Origin of the sequence: Paucibacter sp. KCTC 42545, assembly GCF_001477625.1 — a bacterium.
Classification (GTDB): domain Bacteria; phylum Pseudomonadota; class Gammaproteobacteria; order Burkholderiales; family Burkholderiaceae_C; genus Paucibacter_A.
The window spans coordinates 4,032,794-4,052,627 of record NZ_CP013692.1 but is presented as its reverse complement, the minus strand read 5'-3'; the positions used below and the strand labels follow the sequence as shown (position 1 = coordinate 4,052,627).

The window sequence follows — 19,834 nt, the reverse complement described above, 5'->3', positions numbered from 1 at the left end:
GCAGTACCATTGCCCTCGCTAGGTGCTAGAGAGAATTGAAGGCTTATGCGGTCTTCACCCGGACCCGGCACATCAACAACACTTTGATGGAGAGAATTGAAATGGCAACTGCGAAGAAGGCCGCGCCCGCAAAGAAGGCGGCAGCGGCAACCAAGGCCCCTGCGGCTAAAAAAGTGGCCGTGAAGGCTGCTGCACCGGCAAAGAAAGCAGCCCCCGCTAAGAAGGCTGCTCCCGCTGCAAAGAAGGCTCCTGCTGCGAAGAAGGCTGCTGCTCCTGCGAAGAAGCGCACCCCCAACGCTGCCTTCATGAAGGCCTTGACCCCCAGCGCCGCTTTGGCCGCCATCGTCGGCGCAGCTCCGCTGCCACGCACCGATGTGACCAAGAAGGTGTGGGAATACATCAAGAAGCACAAGCTGCAGGACGAAGTGCAAAAGCGCATCATCGTTGCCGACGCCGCCCTGAAGGAAATCTTCGGCAAGGCCAAGGCCGATATGTTCGAGATGACCAAGCTGATCAACAGCCACCTGAAGTAATGCGTCATGGCGCCGCCGGGCTTCGTGCTCAGCGGCGGCTTGCAAGAAGGCCCGGGTTGACCGGGCCTTTTTCTTTGTCAGTTGAGTTTGAATGTCGGGTGGCTGGCGCCAGCGACTCTGCGGAACCTACGCTGTCTGTAAAGCCAAGCTGGCTTGCAGTTGTGCAGCGAAGCGCGGCACGGCAATCGGCTTGATCCAGTAATCGCTAAAGCCGGCCGCCAGCGCGGCGTCGACTTGGCGCCGGTCGTCGTCGGCCGACAGCGCGGCGCAGCGCAAGCCCGCCAAGCGCGGATCAGCCTGCAAGCGGGCAAACAAGTCCATGCCATTGGTGTCGGGCAGGTTCATATCGATCAGCAGCAAGTCCGGGCGCAAGCCCTCATGCAGCAAGGCCATGGCCTCGGCGCCGGTCTCGGCGCAGATCAATTCCCAGCCTGGCAGGCGTCGAAACACTTCTTCCATCAAGACGATGTTGATGCGGTCGTCTTCGACGTAGAGCACTTGGGCGGCTGAATCCTGCTGCATGGCTGAGTGTGCGATGGGCGGTTGGACGGGACGGCGCAGAGCGTAGCAGTGAAAGTGCTGGCGCCAACGCTGTTTAAGCTGCAAAACCTAGAAATTTGCGATTCATCAAAATGTGAATTTCGTCACATTTGTGCGATTAAAAACTCAAGAGCGTGAAATTGCGCACCTCCAGGGCATTCACCTGTTGTATCTGAACGTAAATCGACAGGGTGCATTCTTTACACTAGCGATGTGGCCGATGGAGGCGCTTCGGCGGCGATTTTTGCCACTATCGAACACCAAATGGCAGTAGTTTTGCCGATCAATTTCAGCATTTTTGCCGATTGAGATAACCAGGAATCATCATGTCTTTGCTTGCTACTCTTGCACTTGCGGCCTCCGGCGCGGCGTCTGGCGCCGTGCTGCCGCATTGCTCCTGGGACAAGCCGGGCGTGAACCCCTTCATGGGTGATGTGGTGGCCGCAGTCGACCGCTACACCGATATTCCTGCGCCGACCCGAGCCAAGTTGAAAGAGCGCATGAAGAAGCGCGACTACGACGAGTTGGTCAGCATTCAGCGCGACGGCATCAAGGGCAATGCCCAGTACGGCAGCGAAATTCGCGACATGCACTTCGGTGCCAACAATGTTTGCAAGACGGTCAGCCGTGCCAAGTGGTCGGCCAAGCTTGAAGAGCGCGGCCTGGTTTACTGCGAAGACGGCCAGTGCATCTTGGTGCCAACCGTGTGCCGCAACGTCAGCCGCATTGATCGCATGCCCGCGCGGGCCGCTGCGCCCGGTGGCGCCAACTCGGCGACCGGTGACTCGCAAGCACCGCTGGAACTGGAACCAACATCGGCCGGTCCTTTGGCAGCGCCGGGCTCCTTCGCAGCCGGTGCGGGTGGCGGCTCGGATGTCGCGCCTCTGGTGCCAGGGTCGACCTTTACCTCTGCGGGACCGTCGACGCCGCCGCTGGCCTTCGGCCCGGGTGGTGGTGCGAATCCGATCGCGCCTCCCGGCGTGCCTTCCTTGCCGCCAGCACCGCCGCCGGTCGTGCCTGAGCCCGGCACTTGGGCTCTGCTCTTGGCGGGCTTGGCCGCACTGGGCTTCATCGCCCGCCGCCGCCAGCACTGATCTCAGATCCGGCGGGCCAGCGCTTGCCGTGATCCTGCCGAACTAAAAACGGGGCCTTGTGGCCCCGTTTGTCATTCAGCGCAGCAATTGCTTCAGATAGCGCCCGGTGTGGCTGGCCTCGCAGGCCGCCAGCTGTTCCGGCGTGCCGGCCAACAAGAGCTGGCCCCCGCCCGAGCCGCCCTCGGGGCCCATATCGATCAACCAATCGGCCGTCTTGATGACGTCGAGGTTGTGTTCGATGACGACGATGGTGTTGCCCGCATCGCGCAGCTGATGCAGCACCTTGAGCAGCAGGGCGATGTCGGCGAAGTGCAGGCCGGTGGTGGGCTCGTCCAGGATGTAGAGCGTGCGGCCGGTGTCGCGCTTGCTCAGCTCAAGCGCCAGCTTGACGCGCTGTGCCTCGCCGCCCGACAGCGTGGTGGCGCTTTGCCCCAGCTTCACATAGCCCAGGCCCACGTCCAGCAAGGTTTGCAGCTTGCGCGCCAGCGTCGGCACGGCATTGAAGAACTGGTGGGCGTCCTCAATGGTCATGCCCAGCACCTGGGTGATGTTCTTGCCCTTGTAGAGCACCTCCAGCGTTTCGCGGTTGTAGCGCGCGCCGTGGCAGGTGTCGCAAGGCACGTAGACATCGGGCAGGAAGTGCATCTCCACCTTCAGCACGCCGTCGCCCTGGCAGGCCTCGCAGCGGCCGCCGGCCACGTTGAAGCTGAAGCGGCCGGGGCCATAACCGCGTTCGCGCGCGGTATTCATCTCGGCGAACAATTCGCGGATGGGGGTGAACAGGCCGGTGTAGGTGGCGGGGTTGGAGCGCGGCGTGCGGCCGATGGGCGACTGGTCCACATTGATGACCTTGTCGAAGGCGTCCAGGCCTTCGATCTCGTCATGCGGCGCCGGGTCGGCATGGCTTTGGTAGAGCTTCTTGGCCACGGCGGTGTAGAGCGTGTCGTTGACCAAGGTGCTCTTGCCCGAGCCGGACACGCCGGTCACGCAGGTCAGCAGGCCGACGGGAATCTCCACCGTCACACCTTTCAAATTATTGCCACGCGCGTTGACGATCTTGAGCGAATGCGGCTCCTTCATGTCGGCCAGCTTGTGGCGTTCCTTGGGCACCTCGATGCAGGCCGTGCCAGACAGATAGCGGCCGGTCAGCGAGGCCGGGTTGTTTGCCACCTCGTCGGGCGTGCCCTGCGCAATGATGTGGCCGCCGTGCACACCGGCGCCTGGCCCCAGGTCCAGCACATAGTCGGCGGCGCGGATGGCGTCCTCGTCATGCTCCACCACGATCACGGTGTTGCCGAGGTCGCGCAGGCGGCGCAGGGTGGCGATCAGCCGGTCGTTATCGCGTTGATGCAGGCCGATGGACGGTTCGTCCAGCACATACATCACGCCGGTCAGGCCTGAGCCGATCTGCGAGGCCAGGCGGATGCGCTGGGCTTCGCCGCCCGAGAGCGTGTCGGCGCTGCGATCCAGGCTCAAGTAGTTGAGGCCCACATCGTTGAGGAAGCGCAGGCGCGAGGTGATTTCGCGCACCACCTTGTCGCCGATCTCGGCCTTGGAGCCCTTGAGCTTGAGGCCTTCGAAGTAGTGCAGGCAATCGCGCAAGGTGGAATGCTCCACCTCGTAAATGGGCCGGCCTTTGCTGCCTTCGGGTGCGTCCACCGCCTGCAGCACCACATTGCGGGCTTCGCGGCGCAGGCGCGAGCCTTCGCAATGCGGGCAGGGCTTGGCGGCCATATAACGCGCCAAGTCCTCGCGCACCGCGCTGGAATCGGTTTCTTTGAAGCGGCGCTGCAGATTGGGCAAGATGCCTTCAAACGGGTGGCTGCGCTTGACCGCGCGCTTGCGGGTCGCGCCGCTGGATTCGGCCTGGTAGACAAAGGCGATCTCTTCGCTGCCCGAGCCGTGTAGCAAGGCGTGGCGGGCTTGTTCGGGCAGCTGCTCGAAGGGCAGTTCGATATCGAACTGGTAATGCGCGGCCACCGCCTCCAGCATCGAGAAGGTGTAGGCATTGCGCCGGTCCCAGCCCTTGACCGCGCCGCTGCCCAGGCTGAGAGAGGGGAAGGCCACCACGCGCTCGGGGTCGAACAGCGTCATCTGGCCCAGGCCTTCACAGGAAGGGCAGGCGCCCACCGGTGAATTGAAGGAAAACAGGCGCGGCTCCAACTCCGACAGCGAATAGCTGCAGATCGGGCAGGCGAATTTGCTGGAGAAGATCTGCTCCACGCCGGTGTCCATATTCAGGACCAGGGCGCGGCCTTCGGCCAGACGTAGCGCGGCCTCAAAGCTTTCGGCCAAGCGTTGGCGCAGATCATGGGCGCTGGCATCGCCCTCGGGCCCGGCCGTGCGAATCTTGACCCGGTCCACCACCACGTCGATGTCATGCTTCTCGGCCTTTTTGAGCGCAGGGAAGTCGGGCGCATCCACCGTCACGCCGTCAACCCGGAAGCGCACATAGCCCTGGGCCTGCAACTGCTCAAAGAGGTCAATGAACTCGCCTTTGCGGTCGCGCACCACCGGTGCCAGCAACATCAGCTTGGCGCCTTCGGGCATGGCCAGCACGGCGTCCACCATCTGGGCAATGCTTTGGGCCTCCAGCGGCAGGTGGTGGTCGGGGCAGAACGGTGTGCCGGCGCGGGCATAGAGCAAGCGCAGGTAATCGTGGATCTCGGTCACCGTGCCGACGGTGGAGCGCGGGTTGTGGCTGGTGGCTTTTTGTTCGATGGAGATGGCGGGGGACAGGCCCTCAATCACATCCACATCGGGCTTGTCCATCAGCTGCAGAAACTGCCGGGCATAGGCCGACAGGCTTTCGACATAACGGCGCTGGCCCTCGGCATACAAGGTGTCAAAAGCAAGACTGGACTTGCCCGAGCCGCTCAGCCCGGTGATGACGACCAGCTTGTTGCGCGGCAGGTCAACATCAATGTTCTTCAGATTGTGGGTTCGCGCACCCCGCACGCGGATCATCGGCACATCCGCAAGAGGAGAGGCCGGGCGGGTTTCGATGTCGGACATGATGGTGGGGAGCTACTGCAGGCCAAGGAAAAACAACTGAGCATCATAGGCCGCTTGCCTTCTGAATGTCTGTTTGCAGCACCGCAGGCACTGGAAAAGGGGGCATATTGGCCTCCAAGGGTGCGGCGGAACCTTCTTACCGTGTCAATTCAAGTCTAGGACCGGGCCGAGTAGGGATTAAAGTCGTTCGCAAGAGCGCCGATGACGGTTTGCAGACCATCATGCGGGTGCTGGCGTGCGCATTCCCGTTCGGGGTGGCTTCAGCCAATCAAATGAGGAGAGCCATTTATGGGCGTTGTGACGGGTGCAGGTATGGACCGCGGCCATGCGCCTGATCCGCGCCTGCTGCAAATCGCGGCCACTTTCTCCGAGTTAGGCGCTTGGCGCCAGGACTGTGGCGTCGCGGGGGTGCTTCATGCATGCGGCACGAGCTATCAAATCCTGCGCGCGCCACCGGACAGCCTGCACACCCTTGCCGACTGCTGGGCGCTAATGCAGGACGCTGACCGCGACAGCGTCATCGCCGCCCAGGCGCGCTGCGAGTCTCAGGGCCTCGCCTATGCCCTGGACTTGCGCTTGAAACAGCGGGCTACCGTGCCATTGTGGGTTCGCGTGCAGGCCGAGCCGGTGCTGGATGAGCAAGGGCGCGTCACCGCCACCCAAGGCGTGTTCCGCGATATCAGCGCGGCCAAGCTGGCTGAGGCCTCGCTGCAAGAAAGCGAGATGCGCTTTCGCGCGCTGATTGAAGGGGTGGAGCGCGTTTCGGTGCAGGGCTATGACAGCCAGCGCCGGGTGATTTTCTGGAACAAGGCCAGTGAGCGGCTTTATGGCTTCAGCGCCGAGGAGGCGATCGGGCAAAAGCTGGAGGATCTGATCATCCCGCCCGAGATGCGCGAACTGGTGATCGCCGGCACGCAGCAATGGTTGCAGTCCGGCGTGGTGTCGGTGCCGGCCGAGGAGCTGGTTTTGCGCCACAAGAACGGTTCGCCGGTGCCGGTGTTTTCCAGCCATTCCATGCAGCGCAGCGGCAGCGGCGAGGCTTTGCTGTACTGCGTGGATGTGGATTTGAGTGAGCGGGTGCAGGCCGAGGCGGTGCGTCATCAGCTTGAACTGCGCCTGCGTGAAGCCCAGAAGCTGGAGGCCTTGGGCACCATGGCCGGCGGCATTGCGCACGACTTCAACAATGTGTTGGGCGCCATTCTGGCCAATGTCAGCCTGGCCAGCGCCTTGTTGGCCGAGGATCACCCGGCCCGCCAGCCGCTGCGCCTGATTAGCCGCGGCGGTGAGCGCGCCCGCAGCATGGTGCAGAAGATGTTGGCCTTCAGCCGCCACGCGCCGCACAGCCTGGAAGTTATTCCGCTGGCCGAGCAGGTCAAGGACAACCTGGCGCTGCTGCAAGCCAGTCTGCCGCCACGGGTGAGCCTGCGCATCGTTGAGGCGGACGAGTCCTTGCGGGTCGAGGCCGATGCCAGCGAGTTGCAGCAGGTCTTGTTCAACCTCTGCACCAATGCCTGGCAGGCGCTGCCTGCCCAGGGCGGCAAGATTGAAGTCGGCCTGCGCGCCTGCCACTTGCCCGAGGACCGTCCCGAGCTGGATTTGCCGGCCGGCGACTATGCCCATCTTTTCGTACGTGATGACGGCAGCGGCATCAGCGAGGAGACCCGCGCGCGCATCTTCGAGCCTTTTTTCACCACCAAGCCGGTGGAGCAGGGCACGGGCTTGGGCTTGTCGGTGGTGCATGGCATCGTGCGCAGCCATCGCGGCGCTGTGGCGCTGGAGAGCCAGCTCGGCGCGGGCAGCTGCTTCAGCGTCTATCTGCCCAGTTACACCGGCGCGGCGGTGCAGGCGCCATCGCCCGGCCCCCAAGCCCATGGCCCTGCGGCGTTGCCGGCTCAAATCGCTGTGCGCCCGCAGGTTTTGTACGTGGATGACGACGAGGTGATGCGCCTGACCGTCGAAGGCCTGCTGCGGCGGGCCGGCTACCGGGTGCTGTTGTGCGCCTCGGTGGACGAGGCGCTGGCCAGTCTGGCGGCATATGGCCAGGACATCGCCGTCGTGGTGAGCGACTACAACATGCCCGGGCGCGACGGCCTGGGCCTGGCCAAGGCGATGCAGAGCAGCCACCCGCAGCTGCCGCTGTTTTTGTCCACCGGCTACGTCAGCGAGCATCTGCAGCAGCAGGTGCAGGCCATGGGCCTGGCGCGGCTGATCAAGAAAGAGCATTTGCTTGATGAGCTGGTCCCCAGCATTACGCAGTTATTGGCCGGTGGCAACGCGCCGCGCAGCTGGTGAGTGCCGACACCCGGCCACTCCCGAGAATCCAGGCCAAGCAGCCCAAGCCGCCCCGGCTGACCGACAATGCGCGGCATTGAGAGTCGCCAAGGAGTGTTGGGATTGAACGAAGTGTTACGCCGCCGCAAGTCATGGCTGGACGGCTTCATGGCCTACGACTGGCCAGCGCAATTGAGCGAGGCCGAGGTGCGCGAGCACATCATGCTGCTCGACCAACGCCTCTACGAGTTGTGGGACCTGGGTCAGAACCTGGTCTACGGCTGGGCGCCCAGTGCGCAGGGTTTGCGCTTGCTGCTGGCCCCGCACCCGATGTTGACCGAGTTCGTGCAGGCGGCCCAGGCCGCCAATGATGAGGCCGAAGGCGAACGCCGCAGCCGCTTGCTCGACGAGGTGCTGGCCCAACCCGGCCAGCTGCCCGACGCCCAGTTAGATGCCCTGGCGGCCGAATTCGGTATCGCGCCCCTGCATGTGGACCTGCCCTTCGAGCCCAAGCTGGGCTTGGGCCTGGAGCTGGTGGCCGCCATCGTGGCGCGCTACAGCATCCGCCTGGTGGAAGATCGCGCCGTGATTCTGCTCGACACAGTGGGCTTCTCCCTGCTCAAGCCGCTGCAGCAAGTGGTGCAGTTGGGCAGCTTGTCCTGCTCGGTCAACGCCGCTTATGCCAAGCTGCTGGACCGCGAGATCAATATCAATTTCGCCCGCACCACCACCGGCGACGGCTTCTACATCTGGAACCGCATGCGCGGCATCGAAGCCAATGTGGAGCTTTACCAGCTGCTGCAATTCATCCTGGCCGATAACGCCCTGGCGCGTGAGCGGGCATTGCGGCCGGAATCGGTGCCGCGCCTGCGCGCCGCCTTCCATGTCGGTTCGCACTACGAGTTCTATCAGTCCGAAGGCCTGAACCCGACCTCTTTCAGCTATTTGGTGGGCCAGGTCACGATCGAGTTGGCGCGCATGCTGGACCGCGCCTTGCCCGGCCAGATCCTGGTGGGAAAATTCAGCACCTTGATGCACGACAGCCAGGGCGGCAATAGCCAGCGCATCGACAGCAAAGACTTTGTGGAGCGCGCTCGCTCCCCGCTCAAGCAACTCGACGGCCTGGCCCTGGGTGGTTCGGAGATTGACGAAATCGCCTGCTACCTGACCGGGCGGCGCGATGAAGAGAGCCAATTCGACATCAGCGAATTCGCCATCCGCGACAAGCATGGTCTATAGCACCGGGTCTATAACGCCAAGATCAATATCCACCGCCGCCAGGGGGAATCCATTTACCTGGGCCTGCGCGAAGAGGATTTGGCGGACTTCGGCATCCCCCTGGAAAGGTAGTAATTCCTTTTTTCTATCACCAAGCGGTACGATACGCGCCAGAACGTCGGCCAAAGAGCCGCGGGTGATCAAAAAAGGGTTGGCGCAAGACCGTCTTTCGCAACAAGCCATTGGCTTGCTGGGCGAAGGCGGTGTACCTCAGCCCGAAAAAAATGAGAACAGGGGCATGAGCGAGCAGTCCGATTTAGCGCCGGCACTGAGGGCATCCGGTCATAGGCGCAACCTGACCATCTTGTTTGCTGATTTGTCGGAATCGACACGGCTGGCGGGAGCCATGGAGGCCGAAGACTATGCCTTGATGCTGGCCGAGTTGCGCGGCCTCTACCAAGGCCTGGTGGCCAAACACGGCGGCACGGTGGTGCGCATCCAAGGCGATGGCATGCTGGCCATTTTTGGCCATCCGCAGCCGGATGAAGAAGCAGGGCGGCATGCCACCATGGCGGCCCTGGAGTTGCACGCGGCGGTGCGTGAGATGCGCCCAGCCTCGGGCCAGCCCTGCTGGCCGCACAGGCAAGTCCTGACCCTGCACTCCGGCATTCATGCCGGCATGGTGCTGATGGAAGCCGGCGACGAGGTGCGCGGCAAGTTCGAACTGCTGGGCAATGTGCCCAATATCGCGGCGCGCCTGTGCGAGGCCGCCGGCCCCGACGAAATCCTGGTCAGCGAAGCCAGCTTGGGCCTGCAATGCCATTACTTCCAAACCGATGAGCGCCGGCCCCTGCTGGTCAAGGGGCGCGCGACGCCTTTGTCGGTCTACCGCATCTTTGGCACTTCGGCCATCAAGCGCCGCTTTGAGGCCAGCCAGCTGCGCGGCCTCAGCCCCTTTGTCGGGCGTGGCGCCGAGCTGAACCTGCTGGAGCAGGCCTTGGCCGCCGCCAGCCGCGGCCGGCCGCGCTGGATCAATGTGCAGGCCGAGCCGGGCCTGGGCAAGACCCGGCTGACCGAAGAGTTTCTGTACCGCTCCGCCGATGAGGATTGCCAGATCCATCGCGGCTACTGCGAAAGCCATTTGAGCGCCGAGCCCTTGCAGCCTTTTCTGCAGATGCTGCGCAGCCAGCGCGCCCTGGGCAGCCAGCAGGCGGCTGAAGTCATGCAGCTGCCAGTCAAGGCACGCGCCGAGGCCATACTGACTTACTTCCTGCAACTGGCGCAGCAGCTGCCCCAGCTGATCTTCATCGACGACCTGCATTGGGCCGACGATGCCAGCACAGCCCTCTTGCACCGCCTGCGCGCCACGGCCGCGCAAGCGCAACTGCCGCTGATGCTGTTGACCGCCAGCCGGCCGCAGGCGCAGTGTGGACTGAACGCGGCACCCGACTTACTCAGTAGCGCCCCCGAACTTTGGCGTGACCCGGTGCAGGTGCATGAATTGCAGCCCTTCAGCGCCCAGGAGGCGCAAGCCGCCACGGCCCAGCTGCTGCCTCGGGTGGACCCGTTCTGGGCCGTCGAGATCCAGCGTCATGCCGGTGGCAACCCGCTCTTCATCGAGGAGCTCTGCCATGCCCTGGCGCATGAGGGCGGGGCGGAAGATGCCTTGCGCAACTTCGGCGCCTTTGTGTCACAGGTGTCGCCGGCTGGGGCGATGGCGGCTAACCCCTTGGGGCATGGCAGCGCTTGGTTGTCGGCCCTGGTTGAGTCGCGCATGGCGCGCTTGGCGGCCGACGAGGCCGAGTTGCTGCGAGTGACGGCGGTGATCGGCAATGTGATTCCCAGCTGGCTGCTGCAGCGCTTGACCGGTTGCGATGAGTCGCACCCGGCGGTGCGCAATCTCGCGGCGCAGGACTTTGTGTTCCCGGCGCAGCGCCCCGGCTATTTGCGTTTCAAGCACGGCATGGCCCGCGATGTGGTCTATGAGGCCATTGGCATGCAGGCCCGCCAGGCTTTGCACCGCCGCATCCTGACCGAGTTGAACGAGCGTATGGCCCAGCCGGGCCAAGCGCCGGTGCATGAGCTGCTGGCCTATCACAGCCGCGCTGCCCGCCAATGGGAAGCCGCCGCTCAGCATGCCGAACAAGCGGGTGACCAGGCGCTGGCCGGCTCCGCCCTGGACCGCGCCAAGCAGCAGTACCGCGCGGTGCTGGAGGCGCTGGAGCATCTGCCGGCCAGCGACGAGATTGCCCTACGCTGGATCTCCATCGCCCAGCGCTTCGGCATGGCTTGCGTGTTCGACGCCTCGGCTGCCGACCTGCGGGTCTTGAAGCATGCGGCCAAGCTGGCGCAAATCAGCGGCAAGCAGGATCTGATCGCCCGCGCCGAGTATTGGCTGGGTTATGTGCACTACGCGCTCGGCCAGGCGCATGTGGGTGCCCAGCATTGTGAGCAGGGCCTGGCCGCGGCTCAGCAAGGCACGGACGAAGGCCTGGTGGCCCAGTTGCGCGGCGTGCTGGGCCAGATCCGCGCGGCGGCGGGCCAGTATGAGCCGGCCCTGGCGCTGCTGGGTCAGGCGATTGCCTACCAACGCCCGCGTCATCGCCCCGGGCGGGTCAATGTGGGCCTGGCTTACTCCTTGGCCGTGCAGGCCTATGTGCTGGGCGACCAAGGCCATTTCTCGGAGGCCCACAGCGTCTTCGAGGAAGCGCTGACCGATGTGCGCGGCAGCAATCATGCGGTGGAAGCCTCCATCCAGGGCTGGCGCGCCGCCGTGCTGCTGTGGCAAGGGCGCTGGGACGAGGCGCAAGTCTGCGCGGCAGAAGCGCACCGCATCGGCACCCAGGTGCGCAGCCTGTTCACCTGCGCGATGGGCCATGCGGCGCAGGCCTACGCGGCCTGGAAGAGCACGCGCTCGGTGGCTGCCAGCCAGGTCTTGCTGAACGCCACGCATTGGCTGGCACCGCGCGGTGGCGGCTTGTTCAATTCATTCAACCACGGCTGGTTGGCCGAAATCATGGCCGAGCAAGGCCAGGTCGAGGCCGCCCGCCATCACATTGCCGAGGCGCTGAATCGCGCCCGCCGCAATGATTTGATCGGTGTGGCCATGGCTTACCGGGTCGCCGCACGGCTGGCGGCCGCTGATGCGGTGGCGGCGACTGATGCCAGCCAGGCCGCAGCCGCCGCCGCGCGCGTGGATCACTATTTGGCGCGCGCCTTCGGCGTGGCCGAGCGGCGCGGCTCGGCCCATGAGCGCGCCGTGACGCTGCTGTGCGCGGCCGAGCTGGCCACCGCCCTGGGGCGCAGCGGCGGGCCTGAGCTCGATCAGGCCGAGCCCTTGTTCGCCCGCATGGGCATGGACTGGCATTTGGCCGAAGTGGCGCGGCTGCGCGCCGCCGCGGCCTGAAGGCCCGCGGCGCGCTCGCTTAAACCTGCACGCCCAGCACTGTGGGTGAGCCGGTGAAGCGCAGCGTGCCGGCCTCCAGAACGGCCGCGGCCACGCCCATCATCACGCCCATGGCCATGGCATAGCCGGGGCAGGCATGCAGCGGCGCGGGCTTGACGGCGTCGCGCCGGTCGCCGCCAAACATCGTGTAGTGCTCGCGCGGGTTTTGCTGCGTGGCCGAGGCAATGCCCACGATCAGCGTTTCGCCCTGCTGCACCTCCACCAGCCCTAACTGATGGGCTTTGCGGGCTGTGCGCCAGACCATATTCGGCACCGGCCGCCCCACCATGGTGGCCAGCAGCGTGGGCCGCAGGGCTGACACTGCGCGGCTGTAGAGCTGGGCCGGCGGCGTGCTTGCCGGCGCGGCGGGCCAGTCCTGCTGCACATCCCAGAGCTTTTTGCTCATCACCCAAGCGCCCAGGCAGGCCAGGGTGTTGCCATGCACGGTGGGCGGGAAGCCCAGCATGATGCCGGTGAGGGTGCGCGGGATGATGTCGGGGTCTTGCTGGCTCAGCGGCGCCAGGGCTTCGGCAATCGCCTGGCTCAAGGGCGGCAGCTTGGCGCCGGGCTTTTGCGCGGCCAGCCATTGGCGCACGGCGGCCTGCAAGGCCTGACCCTTTTTGCTGGCTGTCTTTTCCACCACCGGGCTGGGGTGGGGGCCGAACACATAGCGAGACACGGCGATGAAGTCGCGCGGGCAGCGCGGCGCCGGTGTGTCGCTGGCGGCATGCCATTCGGTGCCCCACATCAGGCGCTGGTCGGGCAGGCCGAACCATTGCTGGCACAGGGCGGCCAGCACATGTTCGGACAGCTGCTCCAGGTCCAGCAAGGCTTCTTTGAGTTGCAGCTGGCGGGCGCCGCCCACGGTCTGCTTGATCACCGCGTTAGCGATGGTGCGGGCGGCACCGAAGGCACTGGCTTCGTCGATGCGCTCGATGGCTGCGTTGATCAGGGGGGCCTGTTCGCGGTGGCCGCTGTCCTCGTCCATGCCGAGGTAGCCGCGCCCCACCGATTGCGCCATGCGGCTGCCATAGCCGCTGACCGAGTAGCGCGAATCCACGTCGCGGAACACATCGCAGACCCGCGCAGCCTCGCCCACCAGCACGCCGTAGGCGGTGCGCAAAACGCCGCCCGGCTGGCTGCGCACATAGGCCCAGGCGGCGTCGCGGCTATTGCTGTCTTCCAGCCATTCCTGCCAGGCTTTGGCGTCGGCCACATCGGGGGCGCGGGCCGGCACGGCAATCGGCGTGGGGAAGGCCGGCAGCTCCACCAGCATGGGCAGCTGGCGCAGGGCGGTGATGGCAGGCACGAAGAAGTAAGCGCCCCACTGCAGCTCCACCAGCGGTTGCTCGCCCAGATTGAGGCTCAGCGCACGGCCTTCATGCTCGAAGCGGAACACCCGTGGCGTGGTGCTGGGTAGACGCTCAGCGGCAGCGGCCTTGGGCACGGCCACGCCTAAAAAGGGGTCGGACTGGCCGGCATAGCCGCCGCTGCTATTGCCGCCGGAGATCCAGCGCTGCACGGTCTCGAACTGCTCGGCCAAGCTGGCGTTATAGGCCATGAAGATCAGGCCGCGTTCGTCCTTATCCATGTCGGCCGGGGCCTGGCCCGGCTGCAGCGGCGGGCCGTAGGACATGCCGCGGCGCAGCAGGCGTGGCACCGGGGTGGCCAGGGTGGGGTCGGTGCGCGGGTTGGCCCGGCGGATGTGGGCGTGGAAGGGGCAGGCCTTGCCTTGGGCATCCTGGCTGTAATTGAAGTTGTTGCCGGGGCCGATGGCGGGCGCGGCCAGGGGCACGCCGTCGGGCCAGCGGCCCATCATCTTGGCCAGCAAGGTTTTGCGGTCCAGACCCAGTTCGGTGACTTGGCTGTCCAGGGTCTGCTGCAAGCGGCCGGGAAACTGGCGCAGCTTGCGCACCACCAGGAAGGTGCCTTTGTCCAGCAAGGCGTCGGCCTGCTCGGGCACGGCGTAGCGCTCCCGATCGGTGCGATAACCCAGCAGCAGCTCGCCGCGCTGCACCGCATCTGACCAAGGCTGCGCCGGCGTCGGGCCGCTGGGCTCGCCCACCACTGGTTGGCTGATGCCGTCGACAAAGCCAAAGCTCTCTACCGTCTGCTTGGGCTTGCCGGGTGCGCTATTGCGGCGCATGGCCTGCACCGACAGCACTTGCAAGCCGCTGCCTTGCTCCAGTTGTTGGATGGCGGCTTGGCGCGCCGCCTCGCTGACTTGGGTGCCATGGCGCAGCTGAATCAGCACATGCACCGCGTTCAGATCAACCCGGCCACTTTCGGCGTTAGCGCTTGCGGCAGGCCAGTTGCGCTGCGGCAGTTTCCAGTAGCGCGGGTGGTTGTGGCGCAGATCACCCAGCACACCGGCGCGTGCTTCCATGCCTTCCACAAAGGGCTGGGGCATGCGCTCCAGCCGGCTGCTGCTGACGCCCAGCGCGCGCAGGCCGGCCAGGCTCAGCGCCACATTGCGGTAGAAGCCGTCGGCCGGCTTGTTGCCCTTCACCGTGTCGTCCTCGTTGCTGGCCGGGAAGGCCGCCAGCCAGGCCACTGCCTGCGGCGCTTGCACCACGCGCAGCAAGACCATGGCGCCGCCGCTCAAGTCGGGGTAGGCCGTCAGCATGCCGCCTTGGATGTCGCTGGGCTGGTAGTCAAGCTGGCGGGTGCTGATCTCGGCCACGCGGGCGGGCTTTTCAAACCAGTCCAGCATGCGGTAGTAGGCGGCGCGCAGGGGGCTGCCCGGCGGGAACAGTTTGGCGGTGTCGAGTTGCACCAGCTCGAACAAGATGTCGCGGGCGGCGCGGATCAGGCATTGGCCGTCCGCCACGCTGGGGTCATCGCGCATGAAGTAGCGGTCCAGCGTGTACAGCGTGGCCAGGGCCGGCAGGGCGCGCACGGCCATGGCGGCGCGGGCGGGCAGGCCATCGGGCAAGGGCGCGGTTTCGCCGGGCACGGGCGTGCGTATGCGGGTGGCGGCCAGCGCCGCATCGGTCTCGGGGTGCTCGCGCTCTTGCCATTCCAGGGCGGCCAAATAGTCGTGGTCGGCGCTGCTGCGGCCGGTTTCGAAGTAGAGGAAATCGCTGGCGATCTCATGCTCGCGCACCCAGTCCTTGTAGCGCTCGAAGCTGGTTTCCTTGGCCAGGCGGTAGCCTTCGGCGTGGCACAGAATCAGGTCCAGCATGCTGCCAAGCTGGTCCCAGATCACTCGCATATAGGGCTCCCAGCCGCCGTCGAAGCAGACATTGAGCAGCAGCTTGTGCGGCGTGCCGGGTGCGGCATCAGCCGGCGGGGCGATGATGGCCCAGCGGAAGGAGTGGACGATGTGGAAGCGGCTCACCACATCGGTGAACAAGCCCGGCGCATCGCTGGACTCGCGCGCGCCCAGGCGCAAGGCATTGAGCGACTTCAGCACCCGGCGCAGCCGGTCCACATAAGTGATGGTCTCGAAGGCGGTGACGAAACCGGGCTTGATCGGTGTGATCAGCACCAGATCGGTGATGCCTTGCAGCTGGGTTTCGAAGGCTGGCTTGCTCATAGTGCTCCCTGATTTGTTGTGTGTGGGCCCGCGGACCGTGCGCACGATAGGCGGCTTGGCCGCTCTTGTCGTGGCAAATAATAGGGCTTGAGAGGGCTGGGGTCTTGGGCTAGAAGGGGCTTGGTCGCGCTGATGGGCGCTGCCTTTCGCCACTGTTCCCGTCAGCCATTCATCGCCGCCCCGCGCCGTTCACGCAGCCTATTTGCGCCTTCGTCTCGCGGCGCTGGCATGCGGCCCCGCCTTTGCCGACACTGTGTTCACTGTCAAAAATTGGCAGGCAACACCGAAAGGCCCTCGTCATGAAATCCCAACTCGCTTTGCGCACTTTGTTGACCGCTCTGATCGCAGTCGCCGCCGCGGCGCTGTTGGGGCTGAACCTGGCCGCCTTGTCTGAATCGCCGCCGGCCGCCACGCCGCGCGTGGTGCAGCTGGAACGTGTGGTGGTGGAGTCACCCCGCAGCACGCTGGCACCGCGCTCGGCTCAGGCCAGCAGCTTGCAGTCGGCTCCTCAAAGTTGATCTGCTGAGATGTGCAGCGGCCGCCCCTAGGCCGCTGCGCGCCTGATCCTGCCGCCTTGTAATATGGCCGCCCGCATGGCGGGACCGGACCGAGACAAGGCGATGAAAAAGAACAAAGCATTCAATATGGGCGCGCAAGCCTGGAGCTTGGCGCTCTTGCTCTTTTTGGCGGCCTGCGGTGGTGGTGGAGGCAGCGGCGCTGCTGGCAATGAGCCACCGACCCCCACGCCCACGCCACTGCCCGTCCCCGCGCTCAGCAGCCAATGTGAAGCCGGCTCGGTGGCACGCTTGGCGCTTGAGGCCGCACCGCCGGCCGGCCGCAACACCGAACTGGCTCTGCTCGCCTGCGAGGGCGCCACGCTCAGCGGCCTGCAATGGACGCAAACCGCCGGCCCTGCCCTGAATGCCATGTCCAGCCGCTCGCAGGCGCTCAGTGTTGAGCCCACGGCGGCGGGGGCTTATCAGTTTGATCTGCGCTATGTCGATGCCAAGGGGCGCTCTTTTCAAGCGCCGGTGCAGTTCAACAGCAGCAGTGCGGCGGCAGCCCCGGCCCTGGTGGTCCGCGGCGAGCCCTCGGTGCTGGCCGGTGGGCAGACTTCGCTGCGCGCTTGGGCACCCGGCTTCAGCGAGGCCGAATTGGAAGGCGCCCAAGTGGCCTGGAGCCAGAGCGGCGACGCCAGCGCCACGTTGAGCGGCACCGACGGCTGGCGCGTCATCATCAAAGCGCCAGCGCTGCAGCGCGATAGCAGCCTGAGCTTGAGCGTGCGGCTCACCCTGGCCGATGGCCGTACGGCCACGGGGCAGTTCAGCCTGCTGGTGCAAGCCGTGCCGGGTCTGCCGGCCGACCCTTTGTTCACCAGCAGCAATCCGGTCAGCCGCACTTACCCCTATCTGGCCCAAGGCCCTTATGCGGCGGCCCTGCGCGACTGTGTCTTCAGCCCTTACCTGAGCCGCAGCAATCCCAACAACACCTGCACCCTGGGCCAGTTGCCCATCCTCGGCCAGACCAGCGGCGGGGCGGCGCCGACGGTAGAGCAGGTGATGCAGCGCGTCGTCGTCTCCAACGACTGGATGGCCGAGGTGTTCGAGCGCTTTTTGCGCGAGCAAGACGTCAATGGCGACTTCCGCCGCATGCTGGCGGCCGTCACCGCCGTGGTGATCGGCGGCCAGGTGCGGCCGGCTTTTTACTGGAGCACGACTGGCGCCATCTATCTGGATGCCAGCTATCTGTGGCTCACCCCCGCCCAGCGCGACAGCATCAGCGAAGCCGCCGACCCGCGCTCCGGCAACGGCAGCACGCTGGCCTTCGCCACGCCTTGGCGTTATGTGCTGAATAACCAGCATGCCGTCACCAGCTACGCCATCAGCGCGCGCCAAAGCCGCAGCCTGAGTGAGCTGCCCTACGACTTGGGGCGTTTGCTGTATCACGAGCTGACGCATGCCAACGACTTTCTGCCGCCCCGCGTGCATGCCAGCCTGGACAGCAGCAAGCGGGTCTACCAGGCCATCCCGGTCAACACCGCCTCGCAGCAACTGGCGCAAACCTTGCCCTTCTTCTCGCAGGAGATGCAGGGCTTGGCCTCGGTGCTGTCCTTTGGCGCCACACCCACGCCGGTGCAAGAGGCCTACCGCCCCGAGGACATCACCCGTTTTTTCAGCCAGGACCGGGTCAACGACGATTACAGCTATTCGGTGCCCAGCGGCGCCAGCGTGCCGCGTGAGGACGCCGCCATGCTGGTGGAGGAGGGCATGATGCAGCTGCGCTACGGCGTGCTGCGTGACTTTGCCGTGACCAATCAGTTGCAGCCCGGCAGCAGCAGCGCCGATCTGGTGCTGAACTGGGGCCAGCGCGGGCGCATCGGCGAGCCCAGCATCCGGCCGCGCCTGCAACTGGTGCTGAACGATTTGCTGCCCTGGTTGCCGGCCAACTTCAGCGCCGGCCTGGCCGCGCCGCTGGCCTTGCGGGCCGGGCAGACCTGGGGCGCCAATCTCGATCAGGCCGCGTTGGCGGCGGCGCGGGTCAAACCTTTGACGGCGCAGCAGCGCCTCAATGAGCAGGAGCAGACCACCCGCGTGCTGCGCGCGCGCTGAAGCGCGAGCAAGCCCTTGTTGCAGGCGCTTGATGCTGCTGAGACCAGGGGTTTTCCAGTAGCCGGAAGTGCGTTCATCCGGCTCTGCTGCAACTCAATCGCCTCTCCTGTCGCTTGATCGCCTGGGCCTGGAAAGCACCGCGCTCAAAGCCGAAACTGCATTCATGGGTAGCGCATCTGCTACTCGCAGCAGCAGGAGTTAGTGCCATGATTGCCAGCCCCAAGAATCTCTTCGTTACCGTGTTCACCGCTGTCGGCCTGATCGCCGGCGCCGCCACCGCCTGGGTCGTTCAGGCCAAGCCCGAGGCCTCTATGCGCGTCGTCAAGCTGGAGCGTGTGGTCATCGAAGGCAAGCGCCCCGTGACCCCCGCCGCTGTGGCCCAGCAGCAGCCGATTGAGAAGCTGCCGCGCGTGGTCATCGAAGCCCGCCGCACGCCTGCGGCAGCCGACTCCACTGTTTTGGTGGCCAAGGCCAAGGTCTGCAACAACCCCGTGCAATGCTGAAGCCCGCCTGCGTCGGCGCCTGTCGTTTGGCGCCGCTTGGCACACCGTTCGTCGTAATACCTGATTGATTTCCCACCCTCATCTCTAAGATCGCGCCACACCAGTTGAGGAGGGCGGTCGATGACAGAGATCTTGCAAGTCCAGGGCCTGAAGAAAGCCTTTGGCGCCAGGCAGGCGGTGCGTGAAGTTTCCTTCCAGGTGCGTGCCGGCGAGTTGCTCGGCTTCCTCGGCCCCAATGGCGCGGGCAAGTCCACCACGCTCGCGATGATGGCCGGCCTGATCCCCGCAGACAGCGGTTCGGTCCATGTGGCCGGCATCAGCTTGGCCGAGCAAGCGAACGCGTTCAAGTGCCGCATCGGCTTGGTGCCCCAGGACATTGCGCTGTTCGAGGATTTGCCGGCCCAGGCCAATATCGAATTGTTCGGCGCGCTGTACGGCATGTCCGGCCACGCCCTGCGGCAGCGCGCCCGCGAGGTGCTGGATTGGGTCGGCTTGGCCGAGCGCGCCCAAGACAAACCCGCCAGCTTCAGCGGCGGCATGAAGCGCCGACTCAATATCGCCTGCGCCCTGGTCCATGACCCCGACGTGCTCTTGCTGGACGAGCCCACCGCCGGGGTTGACCCGCAAAGCCGTAACGCCATCTTCGATCAGCTCGAACGGCTCAAGCGCGCTGGCAAAGCCCTGGTCTACACCACCCATTACATGGAAGAAGTGGAGCGCCTGGCCGATCGGGTCTTGATCATGGACCACGGCGAGGTGCTGGCCAGCGGCACCCTACCCGAGCTTTACCGCCGCTTGCCGGCCGCGCAAACCCTGCAGCTGGAATTGGACGAGGGCGCGCCGCTGGATCTGGCCGCCTTGCAGGCCCTGGCCGGTGTCAGGCAAGTCGAGTTGCACGGCAGCCAGCTCAAGCTCGGCGTGCAAGACCTGACCCTCGCCACCCCGCTTGTCTTGCAGGCCCTGGCCGCGCAAGGCCAGCAGCTGCGCCACATCAGCTCAGGCCGAGCCAATCTGGAAGATGTGTTCCTGGCCCTGACCGGCCGCCAGCTGCGCGATTGAGAGGAAGGA

The 19,834-nt window shown here is 65.4% G+C and carries 12 protein-coding genes; 9 read left to right on the top strand and 3 right to left on the bottom strand.

The genetic code is table 11. The features are described 5' to 3' along the window. The first annotated feature begins 101 nt into the window (after positions 1-101). A complete protein-coding gene (locus AT984_RS17320) occupies positions 102-533 on the top strand; it encodes an SWIB/MDM2 domain-containing protein (RefSeq protein WP_058722418.1) in 432 nt (143 codons plus the stop codon). A 126-nt stretch (positions 534-659) separates the two neighbouring features. Here the strand turns inward: AT984_RS17320 and AT984_RS17315 are convergent, their stop codons facing one another. Then, complete coding sequence (locus tag AT984_RS17315) at positions 660-1,055, bottom strand: response regulator (protein ID WP_058721173.1); 396 nt, start codon at positions 1,053-1,055, stop codon at positions 660-662. 344 nt (positions 1,056-1,399) lie between these two features. Between AT984_RS17315 and AT984_RS17310 the strand changes: the two genes are divergently transcribed. After that, complete coding sequence (locus AT984_RS17310; protein WP_082680127.1) at positions 1,400-2,167, top strand: MHFG family PEP-CTERM protein; 768 nt, start codon at positions 1,400-1,402, stop codon at positions 2,165-2,167. 75 nt (positions 2,168-2,242) lie between these two features. Here AT984_RS17310 and uvrA read toward each other — a convergent pair whose 3' ends face one another. Beyond that, positions 2,243-5,182, bottom strand: a complete 2,940-nt coding sequence (gene uvrA, locus AT984_RS17305) for an excinuclease ABC subunit UvrA (RefSeq protein WP_058721171.1) — start codon at positions 5,180-5,182, stop codon at positions 2,243-2,245. Positions 5,183-5,470: 288 nt separating this feature from the next. Here uvrA and AT984_RS17300 point away from each other — a divergent pair, with 288 nt between their 5' ends. The 3 genes from AT984_RS17300 (at position 5,471) to AT984_RS17290 (ending at position 12,077) form a co-directional block, all read left to right on the top strand. Then, complete coding sequence (locus AT984_RS17300) at positions 5,471-7,474, top strand: PAS domain-containing sensor histidine kinase (RefSeq protein WP_082680126.1); 2,004 nt, start codon at positions 5,471-5,473, stop codon at positions 7,472-7,474. Between the two features lie 102 nt (positions 7,475-7,576). Then, positions 7,577-8,692, top strand: coding sequence for a hypothetical protein (locus AT984_RS17295; protein ID WP_058721169.1), 1,116 nt, complete (start codon positions 7,577-7,579; stop codon positions 8,690-8,692). A 277-nt stretch (positions 8,693-8,969) separates the two neighbouring features. After that, the gene (locus AT984_RS17290; RefSeq protein WP_197418151.1) at positions 8,970-12,077 is read left to right on the top strand and encodes an adenylate/guanylate cyclase domain-containing protein; all 3,108 of its coding nucleotides are present in this window, start codon (positions 8,970-8,972) and stop codon (positions 12,075-12,077) included. A 19-nt stretch (positions 12,078-12,096) separates the two neighbouring features. Here AT984_RS17290 and AT984_RS17285 read toward each other — a convergent pair whose 3' ends face one another. Continuing rightward, the gene (locus AT984_RS17285) at positions 12,097-15,654 is read right to left on the bottom strand and encodes a Dyp-type peroxidase domain-containing protein (protein WP_058721167.1); all 3,558 of its coding nucleotides are present in this window, start codon (positions 15,652-15,654) and stop codon (positions 12,097-12,099) included. Positions 15,655-15,953: 299 nt separating this feature from the next. Here AT984_RS17285 and AT984_RS17280 point away from each other — a divergent pair, with 299 nt between their 5' ends. The 4 genes from AT984_RS17280 to AT984_RS17265 all read left to right on the top strand — a co-directional run bounded on the left by AT984_RS17280 (position 15,954) and on the right by AT984_RS17265 (position 19,825). Further along, positions 15,954-16,172: a hypothetical protein gene (locus AT984_RS17280; protein ID WP_058721166.1), complete on the top strand. Its 219-nt coding sequence runs from the start codon at positions 15,954-15,956 to the stop codon at positions 16,170-16,172. A 102-nt stretch (positions 16,173-16,274) separates the two neighbouring features. Next, positions 16,275-18,263 (top strand): hypothetical protein, encoded by a 1,989-nt coding sequence (locus AT984_RS17275; RefSeq protein WP_156422079.1) that lies wholly within the window; start codon positions 16,275-16,277, stop codon positions 18,261-18,263. A gap of 206 nt (positions 18,264-18,469) precedes the next feature. Beyond that, positions 18,470-18,766, top strand: a complete 297-nt coding sequence (locus AT984_RS17270) for a hypothetical protein (RefSeq protein WP_058721164.1) — start codon at positions 18,470-18,472, stop codon at positions 18,764-18,766. 120 nt (positions 18,767-18,886) lie between these two features. Continuing rightward, positions 18,887-19,825, top strand: a complete 939-nt coding sequence (locus tag AT984_RS17265; RefSeq protein ID WP_058721163.1) for an ABC transporter ATP-binding protein — start codon at positions 18,887-18,889, stop codon at positions 19,823-19,825. The last annotated feature ends 9 nt before the right edge of the window (positions 19,826-19,834 follow it).